The 12,834-nt window shown below is 66.8% G+C and carries 14 protein-coding genes and 1 tRNA gene; 9 read left to right on the top strand and 6 right to left on the bottom strand.

Going from position 1 to position 12,834, the window contains the following annotated elements; all coding sequences use genetic code 11:
* Positions 1 to 146 precede the first annotated feature (146 nt).
* The 3 genes from icmH to tssJ are packed head-to-tail and all read right to left on the bottom strand — an operon-like array spanning position 147 to position 2,877.
* Positions 147 to 914 (bottom strand): type IVB secretion system protein IcmH/DotU, encoded by a 768-nt coding sequence (gene icmH / locus AC07PE_RS21475; protein ID WP_498768249.1) that lies wholly within the window; start codon positions 912 to 914, stop codon positions 147 to 149.
* Positions 911 to 2,257, bottom strand: coding sequence for a type VI secretion system baseplate subunit TssK (gene tssK / locus AC07PE_RS21470; RefSeq protein ID WP_498768247.1), 1,347 nt, complete (start codon positions 2,255 to 2,257; stop codon positions 911 to 913). The genes icmH and tssK overlap by 4 nt, the downstream gene beginning before the upstream one ends.
* 29 nt (positions 2,258 to 2,286) lie before the next feature.
* Complete coding sequence (gene tssJ / locus AC07PE_RS21465) at positions 2,287 to 2,877, bottom strand: type VI secretion system lipoprotein TssJ (RefSeq protein ID WP_498768245.1); 591 nt, start codon at positions 2,875 to 2,877, stop codon at positions 2,287 to 2,289.
* Between the two features lie 185 nt (positions 2,878 to 3,062).
* Here tssJ and AC07PE_RS21460 point away from each other — a divergent pair, with 185 nt between their 5' ends.
* The 7 genes from AC07PE_RS21460 (at position 3,063) to tssA (ending at position 10,444) form a co-directional block, all read left to right on the top strand.
* A complete protein-coding gene (locus AC07PE_RS21460) occupies positions 3,063 to 3,647 on the top strand; it encodes a tetratricopeptide repeat protein (protein ID WP_498768243.1) in 585 nt (194 codons plus the stop codon).
* Between the two features lie 26 nt (positions 3,648 to 3,673).
* Positions 3,674 to 4,177 (top strand): type VI secretion system contractile sheath small subunit, encoded by a 504-nt coding sequence (tssB, locus tag AC07PE_RS21455; RefSeq protein ID WP_498768241.1) that lies wholly within the window; start codon positions 3,674 to 3,676, stop codon positions 4,175 to 4,177.
* Between the two features lies 1 nt (position 4,178).
* Positions 4,179 to 5,675 (top strand): type VI secretion system contractile sheath large subunit, encoded by a 1,497-nt coding sequence (gene tssC / locus AC07PE_RS21450; RefSeq protein ID WP_498768239.1) that lies wholly within the window; start codon positions 4,179 to 4,181, stop codon positions 5,673 to 5,675.
* A 30-nt stretch (positions 5,676 to 5,705) separates the two neighbouring features.
* On the top strand, positions 5,706 to 6,197 hold the full coding sequence (locus tag AC07PE_RS21445; protein WP_379767244.1) for an Hcp family type VI secretion system effector: 492 nt from the start codon (positions 5,706 to 5,708) through the stop codon (positions 6,195 to 6,197).
* Between the two features lie 86 nt (positions 6,198 to 6,283).
* The gene (gene tssE / locus AC07PE_RS21440) at positions 6,284 to 6,763 is read left to right on the top strand and encodes a type VI secretion system baseplate subunit TssE (protein ID WP_498768237.1); all 480 of its coding nucleotides are present in this window, start codon (positions 6,284 to 6,286) and stop codon (positions 6,761 to 6,763) included.
* Entirely contained in the window at positions 6,748 to 9,405 is a 2,658-nt protein-coding gene (tssH, locus tag AC07PE_RS21435; RefSeq protein WP_498768235.1) for a type VI secretion system ATPase TssH, read from the top strand. Before tssE ends, tssH begins: the two co-directional genes overlap by 16 nt.
* A gap of 10 nt (positions 9,406 to 9,415) precedes the next feature.
* Positions 9,416 to 10,444, top strand: a complete 1,029-nt coding sequence (gene tssA / locus AC07PE_RS21430) for a type VI secretion system protein TssA (protein WP_498768233.1) — start codon at positions 9,416 to 9,418, stop codon at positions 10,442 to 10,444.
* A gap of 22 nt (positions 10,445 to 10,466) precedes the next feature.
* On the opposite strand, the gene AC07PE_RS21425 is transcribed toward tssA, so the two are convergent.
* Together AC07PE_RS21425 and AC07PE_RS21420 are read right to left on the bottom strand one after the other, a co-directional pair.
* Positions 10,467 to 11,021, bottom strand: a complete 555-nt coding sequence (locus AC07PE_RS21425) for a phasin family protein (protein ID WP_498768231.1) — start codon at positions 11,019 to 11,021, stop codon at positions 10,467 to 10,469.
* A gap of 55 nt (positions 11,022 to 11,076) precedes the next feature.
* On the bottom strand, positions 11,077 to 11,316 hold the full coding sequence (locus AC07PE_RS21420) for a hypothetical protein (protein WP_498768229.1): 240 nt from the start codon (positions 11,314 to 11,316) through the stop codon (positions 11,077 to 11,079).
* A gap of 73 nt (positions 11,317 to 11,389) precedes the next feature.
* Here AC07PE_RS21420 and cueR point away from each other — a divergent pair, with 73 nt between their 5' ends.
* Together cueR and AC07PE_RS21410 are read left to right on the top strand one after the other, a co-directional pair.
* Positions 11,390 to 11,779: a Cu(I)-responsive transcriptional regulator gene (gene cueR, locus AC07PE_RS21415; protein WP_498768585.1), complete on the top strand. Its 390-nt coding sequence runs from the start codon at positions 11,390 to 11,392 to the stop codon at positions 11,777 to 11,779.
* A gap of 10 nt (positions 11,780 to 11,789) precedes the next feature.
* A complete protein-coding gene (locus AC07PE_RS21410; RefSeq protein ID WP_498768227.1) occupies positions 11,790 to 12,665 on the top strand; it encodes an alpha/beta hydrolase in 876 nt (291 codons plus the stop codon).
* 92 nt (positions 12,666 to 12,757) lie between these two features.
* On the opposite strand, the gene AC07PE_RS21405 is transcribed toward AC07PE_RS21410, so the two are convergent.
* Positions 12,758 to 12,834 (bottom strand) — tRNA-Leu (locus tag AC07PE_RS21405).

Raw genomic sequence — 12,834 nt, 5'->3', positions numbered from 1 at the left:
TCGGGGTCAGAGCACTTTTTTGGGAAATGACCGTTGGGCAAATTTCCGCTGGTGAGGCCTGGATTTCCCGGCAGGCGCGCGCAGAATTTGTCAACGGGTCAATTGTTCAAAAAAGTGCTCTGACCCCGAATTTTTGATCCTGAATTTCAGGGCAGGGTGATTGTCACATTGGCCGACCGCGGCGGCAGTTTCACCAGGTCGTTATAGGCAGCCAGCGCCTGGTCGGTCTCGTGCGCCAGCGCCGTGCGGAAGCCCAGGTAGCCGCCCAGGGCCGCCACCGCGAACACCATCGACAATGCCCACAGCGACAGATCGCTGCCCAGTTTGTGCACGATCTGATCGGGGCGCTCGGCGTGCGGGGCGAAACCGCGGTTCTTGCCGCGCATGCGGGCGATCTCGTCGCCCAGACGGGCCGTCAGGTAGGCCAGCTTGTCCTTGCCGTCCAGCGCGAAGCGGCCCTCGAAGCCTAGCAGCAGGCAGACGTGGAAGACTTCTAACGCCTGCAAGTGCACGGCGCCCTTGGCGCGCAGGTCTTCCAGGCGCTGGAAGAAGTGCTCGCCGGCGAGCTGGTCGCCGAACAGGCGCAGCTGCAGCGGGCGGGTCTCCCAGGCTTCGCGGATCTCGTAGTCGGAGCGCAGGATGATCTCGTCGACCGCCGCGCAGAACGCATACTTGGCCGCAGTAACGTCGTCGGCCGGCACGCCCAGCGCCTTGGCGTTGCGGTCGACGTCACCGAGGAAGCGCGTCATGTGGTCGGCGAAGGCGGTCTTGTCGTGCGGGCCGTTCCCGTTCTTCAGCAGGAACAGGGCGTAGAAGCCTTCGTACATGACGTCGACAAGGGAGGTGGGGGTGCTGCCCGACGGGTTGCGGCTGCCGGGTTGCGGCGCGGCGCGCCGTTCGACGTGTTGGCTCATGCTGCGATTCCGATGAGTTCGAGTTTGAGGTCGCGGATCCCGTTCGGCACGTAGATCGAGATCGCCTGGGCTTTCAGCATGCTTTCGTACAGCACGCCGCGGTTTTCGAGCACGAAGTAATACGTATCGGGCCGCACCGGCACCGCGCTCGGCACCTGCGGCGCGTGCACCAGGCGCACGCCGGGCATGGCCGAGAGCACCAGCTTGTCGACATCTTCCGGCGCGCCGATCTTGAAGCGCAGCGGCACGATGTCGACCAGCTGCAGGGCCGGCATATCGGCCGCCACGCCCAGGTAGAGCGTGGTCTGGCCGTTGATCTTGCCGGAATCGAGCGCGCCCAGGTGGTAGGACGGGCGTTCGTTGCTCAGCCCGATCGAGAAGTACTTCGACGAGATCACGGTGTCGAGCAGCTCGCGCAGGATCGCGTCCAGGCGCGTGAAGGCGGGACCGGGATCCTGGTGCACGTAGGCCGGCAGGTCCTCCAGCTTGACGCTGCGCGAAAACGTCATCAAGCCTCCCGCAAGCCCCAGCAGCTCCTGGAACAGGCGCTCGGGATGCAGCTCGCGGTGCGCCAGGAAGTGGGTCAGGCCCGCATAGCCGCTGCTCACGGTGTGCAGCAGCCAGAAGGAGGCGACGTCGCCGCCGCGCAGTTCGACCACGTTCTTGCTCGGCTCGCGGTAATGGCCGTACAGCGCGTGCACCTTGGCCAGCAGCTTTTCCATCAGGCGCGTCAGCATGCCGTGCAGGCCGGGCGCGCCCTCGACCGAGAGGCTGGGCGGGACGAAGGCGTGGTCGACTTCGAAGCCCCCGGTCGGCAGGCGGCGCAGGCGCACCAGGGGGATGGTCTCGTAGGGTTCGAGTGGCTCCAGCTCCGACACCAGGCGCAGGCTGCGGCTCAGGTAGGCGACCGGCGCGCTGGCGGCGTCGGTGTAGAGATCGAAGGTATCGTGTTCGTGCTGGCCGAAACGGGTGTCCAGGCGCGACTCGCCGCGCGCCGTGCAATTCTCGCCATGGTCCTTGAGGGCGGGCAGAGCGGCGTGGAAGGTCAGGGCCTGCACCGATGGCGCCAGCTCGCCCAGGCGCACCTGCGGCGGCAGGGCGTCGCGCTCTGGCGCATGCAGGATCTCGCCGTCGGCGAAGATCAGCGACAGCCCGGTGATGCGCAGGGTGTCGGCCTTGAGCGCGTCGAGGTCGATCTCGAGCTTGCGCACGCCCCAGCAATAAGGATGCAGGGCGCTGGCGGTGTCGTTCAGGCGCGCTTCGTGGTAGCGGTCCTGCTGCTGGAAATGCTGGGGGCGCAGGAACAGGCCCTCTCCCCACAAGACCTTCGATGGTGGTTTCACGGATGCCTCCTGCGAAGTGTCGCAAATCTCTAGCTTGGAGGAAAGCACGCGGTCTTCATTGACATCGGACAAGCGCCATAGGCTTGGTGGCGGCGGTGCTCATGGCGCAGGCGTGCAGGCCGATCGTCACCCCGGATTTCTCCGCCTCGGGGGCGGCGAAGGCCAGCCGCCAGCCCTCGCCAAGCGGCGAATGGAAGAGGGCGACCACGCCCAGCCAGCCGGCCGGCCTCGCGCGCCAGCTTTTCGTTGAGTTCCAGCTGCTGGCCGGGCACCAGAGTCAGTTCGCGCACCTCGAGCAGCTCGGCGCCCAGCGCCTCGCGCTCGGTCTGCGGCGACAAGAAGGCGGCATACGGCGCCTGCTCGAAGGCGGTGCGCTGGCGCAGTTTGTAGACCCGCACCAGCAGGGCCAGCGGCTGTCCGCGCGCATCCACGTTCAGGCGCTTGGCCGCATGCAGGCGCATGCTCACGTTGCGCGGCGCCAGCTGGGCTTCCGGCAGCGGCGGCGGCTTGCGCAGGCCGGCGGCTTCCAGCACGCCGGCGGGCGAGGGGCCAGTACTACTGGCGCAACTAACCAACACCAGACAAGACAGCACACAAACGAAAAAGCGGACAGGGGCCATGAGCTTACCTTAAGGAAATAGACTGACAGCGCCATTTAAAGCCATCGCCAAGTGCACGCGCTGAGCCCGCGCAACGAGCGTTTCGACTGAGCGCAATTGCTGGGAAAACCTAAGTTGACACCACGCAATTCTCCGTAGAAATCGCGCGCCAATAATGGCGCTTGATTTCACCTAGGGAGAGCCAGATGAAGTTCCACCGCCTGATGCCGAGTCTAGTCTGTGTTGCGTTCCTGTCGGCCTGCGCCGGCACCGGCGGCCAGGTTGCCGCCAGCGCCAAGCCGGCGCCCACTATGGCCGCCGCGATGGCCGAGGTCGACGCCGCCGTGCTGGCCGGCCAAACCGACAAGGCCTATGCCCTGCTGAAGAGCGCCGGCACCACCTTCCCGGTCGACAAGACGCCGTGGGTCAGGATGGCCCAGATGCGCTTCGACAGCACCGACTACGGCGAAGCCATCGTCAGCGCCCTGGAAGCGCTGGAGCGCGACCCCGACGACACGCTGGCCAACAGCATCGTCGCCGTCAGCGGCCTGCGCGTGACCAGCAAGGCGCTGGCCGACCTGAGCCAGAAGAACAACCTGAGCGGCAATGTGCGCACCGAGGCCGTGGAGCTGGCCAAGCTGCTGCGCACCAGCCTGAACGAAGAGGTGCTGGTGTCGAACGGCGGGCGTCCGGCCGCGGTACGGCCCAGGGACACGGGCGGCAAGAAGGCGATCGCCAGCCCGTCTACCGCCCGTCCGGCCAGCAACGACCCGTTCGGCGCGCTCAAGTAAAACCTTCCACCCAGCCTGGAGCCGACATGCCCAAGAATGAAAGCGTGCAGAAACGCCTGCAGAAAGTGCGCGCCCCCCGCGTGCAGATGACCTACGACGTCGAGATCGGCGACGCCATCGAGAACAAGGAGCTGCCCTTCGTGGTCGGCGTGCTGGGGGATTTCGGCAGCGATCCGGACGCCGCCAAGAAGCGCCTGAAGGACCGCAACTTCGTCAGCGTCGACGCCGACAACTTCGACGAAGTGCTGAACGCGGCCGCCCCGGCCGCCACCTTCCGCGTCGAGAACCATCTCTCGAACGAAGGCGGCGAGTTCGCGGTCAGCCTGCAGTTCCGCGAGATGGCCGATTTCCGGCCGGAGTCCGTGGTGCAGCAGGTCGCGCCTTTGAAAGGCCTGCTGGACGCGCGCAGCAAGCTGGCCGACCTGCGCAACAAGCTGGCCGGGAACGACAAGCTGGAAGACATCCTCAACGACGTGCTGACCAACACCGAAAAGCTGGACAGCCTGCGCAAGGCGAAGGAGGAGAAATAACATGGCAGCGATCCTCGATGCGGTAGCAAGTCCCGAGGCGGCTGGCGCCCTGGAACTGGACACCGGCCTGCTCGACCAGATCGTCGAGCAGAGCAGGGTGGCGAAGTCCAGCAGCGAGCACGAACGCGCGCGCGACATCATTTCCGAACTGGTGACCCAGGTGATGGAGGGCACCATGGTCATCTCCAGCAACCTGTCGGCGACCATCGATGCGCGCCTGGCGGAACTGGACCGCATGATTTCGAGCCAGCTGTCCGCCATCATGCACGCGCCCGAGTTCCAGAAGCTCGAGCGCAGCTGGACCGGTTTGAATTACCTGGTGCGGAACACCTCGACCTCGACCAACCTGCAGATCCGCATGCTCAACGCCACCAAGCGCGAGCTGGTGAAGGACTTCCAGTCGGCGCTGGAATTCGACCAGAGCAGCCTTTTCAAGAAGATCTACGAAGAGGAATTCGGCAGCTTCGGCGGCGCGCCCTACGGCGCCCTGATCGGCGATTTCGAGATCAGCCGCCAGCCCGAGGACATCTACTTCCTGGAGCAGATGTCGCACGTGGCTGCGGCCAGCCACGCGCCCTTCATCACCTCCGCCGCGCCGGAACTGTTCGGCATCGAGAGCTTCGGCGACCTCGGCAAGCCGCGCGATCTGGCCAAGGTCTTCGACACCGTCGAATACGCGAAGTGGAAGGCGTTCCGCGAGTCCGAGGATTCGCGCTACGTCGGCCTGACCCTGCCGCGCTTCCTGGGCCGCCTGCCGTACAACCCGATGGACGGCATGGCCACCGAGGGCTTCAACTTCGTCGAGGACGTCGACGGCAGCGACCACCAGAAGTACCTGTGGTGTAACGCCGCCTACGCCTTCGCTTCGAAACTGACCAAGGCCTTCGAAGACTACGGCTGGTGCGCGGCGATCCGCGGCGTCGAGGGCGGCGGTCTGGTCGAGAACCTGCCGACCCACACCTTCAAGACCGACGAGGGCGAGGTTGCGCTGAAGTGCCCGACCGAACTGGCGATCACCGACCGCCGCGAGAAGGAGCTGTCGGACCTGGGCTTCATCTCGCTGGTGCACTGCAAGAACACCTCGTACGCGGCCTTCTTCGGCGCGCAGTCGGCGCAGAAGGCGCGCAAGTACGCCAACGACGCCGCCAACGCCAACGCGCTGCTGTCCTCGCAGCTGCAATACATCTTCGCGGTCTCGCGCATCGCCCACTACATGAAGGCCATGATGCGGGACAAGATCGGCAGCTTCGCCGCTGCCTCGAATGTCGAGGATTACCTCAATCGCTGGTTAACCCAATATGTGCTGCTGGACGATAACGCCAGCCAGGAGCAGAAGGCGCAGTTCCCGCTGCGCGAAGCCAGCGTGCAGGTGGCCGAGGTGCCGGGCCGTCCTGGCGTCTACCGCGCCGTGTCCTTCCTGCGTCCGCATTTCCAGCTCGACGAGCTGTCCGTTTCGCTCCGACTGGTCGCGGAGTTGCCGCAATCGACCAAAGGCTGATTTTTTCACTAACGAAGACTGGAGTAAGACATGGCAATAGACGTGTACCTGCAAATCGACGGCATCAAGGGCGAGTCGGCGGACGACAAGCACAAGGACTGGATCGAGTGCAAATCGGTGGACTGGGGCGTGATCCAGCCTAAATCGGCGACCTCGTCGACCGGCGGCGGCCACACCGCCGAGCGCTGCGAGCACAAGGAGATCGAGCTGCTCAAGCTGGCCGACCTGTCCTCGCCGGTGCTGCTGCAGACCTGCTCGTCCGGCAAGACCATCCCCAAGGCGAAGTTCGAGTTCATGCGCGCCGACGGCCAGGGCGAGCGCATCAAGTATTTCGAGATCGAACTGGAAAACGTGCTGATCGGCTCGATCACGCCGGCCGTCAAGGAGGGCGACTTCATGCATGAAAAGGTCGGCCTGAAGTTTTCGAAGGTGAAGTGGAAGTACACCCAGCAGAAGATCGGCGGCGGCTCCGGCGGCAATACCTCGGGCGGCTGGGACCTGTCTTCGAACAAGGTGGCCTGAGCGCCATGCGCTGACCGAGTTCCCCTGCGCTACGTTGCCAGCGCGCTTGCCGCGGCCTTCGTGCCGCGGTCTTTTTTGGAGGAGCCATGACCGCCTATGTCCCCGGCCTGCTGGACCGCCTGATGGGCGAGACCGCGGGCAGCGGCGCGGCCCGCAGCGCCGTCGACCAGCTCAAGGACAGCCTGGCGCGCGAGCTCGAAGCCCTGCTGAACACGCGCCTGGGCTTCCCGTCCGGGCACTTCGACGCCAGCCCCGAGGCGCGCTCCTCGGTCCTGAATTACGGGCTGGCCGACTTCGCCGGCTTCTGCCTGTCCAGCAGCGAAGACCGCGCCGCCATCTGCGCCAGCCTGAAGGACGCGATCGAGCGCCACGAGCCGCGCCTCAGGAACGTCAGCGCCTCGCTGGAGCGCGATGACGGCAGCGTGAACCGGCTCCACTTCGTCATCCACGCCACCCTGCACGTGGCCGAGGGCCTCGAGCCGGTGAACTTCAACGCCGTGCTTCAGCCCTCGAACCTGCACTACGCGATCGCGAACGAAAGGAAAAGACGATGGACATCAACCTGAAGACCCTGATCGGCAAGCTGAACGACACCACCCGCGCGGCGGCGACGCGCGCGGCCAGCATCTGCGTCGGCTTCGGCCAGTACGAGGTCGACATCGAGCACCTGTTCCTGGCCTTGCTGGAGCAGCCGTCCAGCGATTTCGTGGTGGCCGCGCGCGCCGCCGGCATCAGCCTGACGGCCTTCGAGACCGACCTGCGCAAGGAAGTCGAGCGCCTGCCCGGCGGCAGCGGCCGCACGCCGGTGTTCTCGCGCCACCTGCCGGTGCTGTTCGAGCACGCCTGGCTGATCGCCTCGCTGTGGCAGCCGGCGCCCGGCCAGGAGCAGCGCATCCGCAGCGGCCACCTGCTGCTGGCGCTGCTGGCCGAACCCGGCCTGGCCCAGCTGGCCCAGCGCGCATCAAGCTGCTTCATGGATTTCCCGGTCGACCGCCTGAAACACGATTTCGACAAGCTCACGCGCGGTTCCAGCGAGGCGCAGGCGGTCATGGAGGCCGCGCCGTCGCAGGCCATGCAGGCCGGCGGCGACCCGGTCGGCGAGCTGCAGTCGACGGCGCCGGGCAGGACGCCCGCGCTCGACCAGTACACCACCTGCCTGACCGCCCGAGCGCGCGAGGGCAAGGTCGACCCGGTGATCGGCCGCGACGCCGAGATCCGGCAAGTGATCGACATCCTGATGCGGCGCCGCCAGAACAACCCGATCCTGACCGGCGAGGCCGGTGTCGGCAAGACCGCCGTGGTCGAAGGGCTGGCGCTGCGCATCGCGCAAGGCGACGTACCGGACGTGCTGCGCGGGGTCGAGATCCACACCCTCGACATGGGCCTGCTGCAGGCCGGCGCCAGCGTCAAGGGCGAGTTCGAGAACCGCCTGAAGAACGTGATCGAGGAAGTCGGCAAGAGCCTGCACCCCATCGTCCTGTTCATCGACGAGGCCCACACCATGATCGGCGCCGGCGGCGCGGCCGGCCAGAACGATGCGGCCAACCTGCTGAAACCGGCGCTGGCGCGCGGCGAGCTGCGCACCGTGGCCGCCACCACCTGGGGCGAGTACAAGAAGTACTTCGAGAAGGACGCCGCGCTGGCGCGCCGTTTCCAGGTGGTGAAGGTGGAAGAGCCGGACGAGGACACCGCCTGCGCCATGCTGCGGGCGATGGCGCCGCTGATGGAGCAGCACTTCGGCGTGCGCATCTTCGACGAGGCGATCCGCGAGGCGGTGCGGCTCTCGCACCGCTACATCAGCGGGCGCCAGCTGCCGGACAAGGCGATCAGCGTGCTCGATACGGCCTGCGCCAAGGTGGCCCTCGGCCAGAAGGCGACGCCGGCCGCGCTGGAAGAAGCGACCCGCGGCGTGGAGCGGCTCGATGCGCGCATCGCTGCCCTGGCGCGGGAAGAGAGCGGCGGCGCCGACCACGCCGACATGCTGGCCACGCTGCGGGCCGAGCGCGAGGCCGGCCTGACGGAGCAGGAACGCCTGCGCGCCCAGTGGGACCGCGAGCAGGCGCTGTCCGCCGAGATCCATGCGATGCGCACCAGGCTCGAAAGCGGGGAGGGCAATGGCGCGGCCCTGCAGGCGCAGATCGCCGAGCTGCGCACCCTGCAGGGCGAAACGCCATTGGTGCCGCTGCAGGTCGACGGTCATACGGTGGCCGGCATCGTCGCCAGCTGGACCGGCATTCCGCTGGGGCGCATGGTGAAGGACGAGATCCGCACCGTGATGAATCTGCAGGGCATGCTGGACGAGCGCATCCTGGGCCAGAACCACGCCAGCGGCATCGTCGCCCAGCGCGTACGCACGGCGCGCGCCAACCTGGAAGACCCGAACAAGCCGAAGGGCGTGTTCCTGTTCGTCGGCAGCTCGGGCGTCGGCAAGACCGAGACCGCGCTGGCCCTGGCCGACCTGCTGTACGGCGGCGAGCGCAAGCTGGTCACCATCAACATGAGCGAATACCAGGAAGCGCACAGCGTGTCCGGCCTGAAGGGCTCGCCCCCGGGCTATGTGGGCTACGGCGAGGGCGGCGTTCTGACCGAGGCCGTGCGCCGCAATCCCTACAGCGTGGTACTGCTGGACGAAGTGGAGAAGGCCCACAGCGACGTGCTGGAGCTGTTCTTCCAGGTCTTCGACAAGGGTGTGCTGGACGATGCCGAAGGACGCCAGATCGACTTCCGCAACACCATCATCATCCTGACCTCGAACGCGGCGTCGCCGCAGATCATGCAGGCCTGCCTCAACAAGCCGGCCAGCGAGCGCCCATCGCCGGACGAACTGGCGCAGCTGATCCGTCCCAGCCTGATGAAGCACTTCAAGCCGGCCTTCCTCGGGCGCCTGACGGTGGTGCCTTTCTATCCGATCGACGACGAGGTGCTGGCCAACATCATCCGCCTGAAGCTGGAGCGCATCAAGGCACGGGTGGCCGCCAACCACAACGCCGCTTTCCTGTACGACGACGCGCTGGTGAATGCGGTGCTGGCGCGCTGCACCGAGGTCGACTCCGGCGCGCGCAACGTCGACACCATCCTGAACGGCACCATGCTGCCCGAGATCGCGGACAACGTGCTGGCGGCGATGGCCTCCGGCGGCGGCATCAAGCAGATCAAGGTGAGCGCGACCAAGGCCGGCAAGATCAAGTACGCCGTCGAGCCGGCGTGAGGAGGGCGGCATGCTGAACATGGAAAAGCTGCTGGCGCCGGTGAGCGAGGGCAGGCCCTGCGGCGAGGACCTGGCCTTTTCGCGCGAGATCGACGACATCGTGCGTGCGCGCCAGGCCGACGATCCCTCGATCGAGCAGGGCGCCTGGGTCACCGAGCTGAAGGAAGCCGACTGGAAGTTCGTCGCCAAGCAGTGCGCCCAGCTGATCGAAAAGCGCAGCAAGGACCTGCAGCTGGCGGTCTGGCTCGCCGAGGCCGCGGCCAGGACGGACGGACTGGGCGGCCTGGGCGACAGCCTGGTACTAATCGCGGCCTTGTGTGACCGCTACTGGGAGGGGCTGTATCCGCTGCCGGACGAAGACGGCCACGAACGGCGCATCGGCAACCTGTCCTGGATGGCCTCGCGCATCGCGCCGCTGCTGCGCGAGATCCCGCTGACGGAAGGCCAGAGCGGCCAGCCCGGCTTTGCGCTGCGCGACTTCGACGTCGCCCGCATGCGTGGCGGCGACGAACTGGCGAAGCTGGAGACGGCCAAGGCGCGCAGCTCGCCGGCCTTTTTCGAAGCCCTGCTGCGCGACTGCGAGCACTGCGCCGGCGCGCTCGAGCGCATCGAACGCAGCGTCGACGAGCGCCTGGGCACGGATGGGCCCAGCTTCACGGCGGCCAAGTCCGGCCTGCAAAGCGTGATCCTGTTCGTGAAGCCGATGGTGAAGGAGGGCGGATCGAAGCCCGCGGCTGCCGGCAGGCCGACGGAAAATGCGCCGGCGCAGCCGGCCACGCAGCATGCCGCGCCGGCGCAGGAGCAGGGGGTGACAGGCGGTCCGCCGCAGTCGCGCACCCAGGCCCTGGCCCAGTTGCGCGAAGTCGCCGAATTCTTCCGCCGTACCGAGCCGCACAGTCCCGTCGCCTACCTGGCGGAAAAGGCCGCGCACTGGGGCGAACAGCCCCTGCACGTGTGGCTGCGCTCGGTGGTGAAGGACGATGCTTCGTTCGCCCACATCGAGGAGATGCTGGGCGTCGCGCCGCCGCCAGGAAGCTGAGGCGGCGCGATAGTCGGAGGGTTTAAGCCTTCGGCGCCTGGCCGGCTGCCTCGGCCAACTGCGAGGTGGCGCGCGTCACCTGTTCCTCGACGCGGCGCATGGCATCGCGGGTTGACTGCGTCACCTGCTCATAGCCCTTGAAGGCGTTGTCGATCGCGGCCTTGATGATCTCGACTGCGTTCTCCTGGCCCGGCTTGACGTTCTGGGTGACGTCGTAGATCAGCGCCGACAGCGTGTTCTTGGCTTCCACCAGGTGGGTGTCGGCGGCCTGCTGGAAGTCCTTCTGGATGTCGGCGACGATGCGGCGCAGTTCTTCGCCGTAGGCCTGCGCGTTCTGCACGCCGGGCTGCATGTGCGAGGACAGGGTGTCCATCGCCGCTTTCGGGTCGGCCGCCTGGCTCATCTGGCGGCTGGTGGCCATCGCGCCTTCCATCGAATTCTTCGCGGTGGCCATGTTCAGCGCCACCACCTGCTCGACGCCCTGCACGGCCTTGCTGGCCAGGGCGTTGAAAGTCTCCATCTGGAGTTCGAACAGGGTCTTGGTGGCGTTGGCGAATTGCTCGGGGTTCGTGAACATTGTGTCTCCTCGGTTAGGGTTTCCTGCGGCGCTACTCAATGTTTGTCGTTTTACATTATTTCCCGGTCTTGCGTATTTCGCAACGGGCGTCACGATAGGGCCCGGAGAATTTTTCCCAGCCGGCGCCGAGCGGGGTCTGCGAGCAGACCAGGTCGCCGGTGGTCTTGCTGCGCCACTGGAACCAGGGCGCCGGCGCGGCATTCAGGATGGCTGGGCAGGCCAGGGCCAGACCCAGCAGGATGGCGAGCGTGTTCTTCATCTTGCCGAGCTTGACGGCCCAGGGCCCGCAAGTCAAGCGCGCGCACCCGTTTGACCTTCCCACGATGGGAAGGTGTATCCTGCTCGGAACAGTAGGAGCGATGCACATGTTGAATATCGGCGAAGCGGCGCAGGCCTCGGGCGTATCGGCCAAGATGATCCGCCATTACGAGGCGATCGGGCTGCTGCCGGCGGCGCGGCGCACGGCATCCGGCTACCGCGTGTACGGCGAGCAGGACGTGCGCCTGCTGCAGTTCATCCACCGCGGCCGCGAGCTCGGCTTTCCGCTCGAAAAAATCGCGGAACTGCTGGCCCTGTGGCAGGACCAGGACCGCGCCAGTGCCGACGTGCGCCAGCTGGCCGAGCAGCACATCGCGGAACTGAATCGCAAGATCGACGAGCTGCAGGCGATGAAGCGCACCCTGGAGACGCTGGCCCGTTCCTGTCACGGCGACCGCCGCTCGGACTGCCCCATCCTCGACGACCTGGCCACGCACTGAGGGGCCGGCGATGCGCATCCAGACCCTGTTGTTGTCCCTGTTCGTCCTGGTCCTGCTCGGCGCGGCGGCCACCTGGCTGGCCGGCTCTTCGCTGATTGCCGTGCGCCATCAGGTGGTCGGCGCGGCGCCATGGCCGCAGGCGCAGGCGGTCTCGCTGCCGGTTCATGCCGGGATGCGGGTCGAAGGCTGGTACCTGCCCGGCGACGGCAAGGGCGCGGTCCTGCTGCTGCACGGGATCCGCAGCGACCGCCGTTCGATGGTCGAACGGGCGCGCTTCCTGCATGGGCAGGGTTATGCGGTGCTGCTGGTCGATTTGCCGGGACAGGGCGAAAGCCTGGCCCCTAGGGTGACCTTCGGCCTGCGCGAAGCGGACGGCGTGCGGGCGGCGATGGTATGGCTGCGCAGCGCGGCGCCGGGCCAGCGCATCGGCGTGATCGGCACCTCGCTCGGCGCGGCCGCGCTGGTGCTGTGCCGCGATTGTCCGGCGCCGGATGCGGTGGTGCTGGAATCGATGTATCCGACCATCGAGGAAGCGGTCGAAGACAGGCTGCGCATGCGTCTCGGCCCGCTGGGCAAGCCGCTGGCGAATCTGCTCTTGTGGCAGCTGCCGCTGCGGCTGGACATCCAGACCAGCCAGCTGCATCCGATCGCGCGCCTGCCGGAACTGAAAGCGCCGCTGCTGATCGCGTCCGGCAGCGCCGACCGCCATACGACGCTGGAAGAAACGCGGCGCCTGTACGCCGCGGCGCGCGAGCCGAAGTCGCTGTGGATCGTCGACGGCGCCGAACACGTCGACCTGCACGCCTATGCGCCGGCCGAGTACGAACGCCGCATCGGCGATTTTCTGGCGCTGCACCTGGCGGGGCAGGCGGTGGCACGGCCGTAATCGACGCAGAAACGCAAAACGCCGCAATCCTCGTGCAAAGATTGCGGCGTTTTGCGCCAGTATTCTGGAGCTCTTTCGAGCCGGGTAGCATTTGGTGCCCACGGAGGGACTCGAACCCCCACACCTCGCGGCACATGGACCTGAACCATGCGCGTCTACCAATTCCGCC

Source organism: Telluria sp. GW821-FHT07G12 (assembly GCF_059418525.1).
This window is presented reverse-complemented; position numbering and strand designations above follow the sequence as displayed.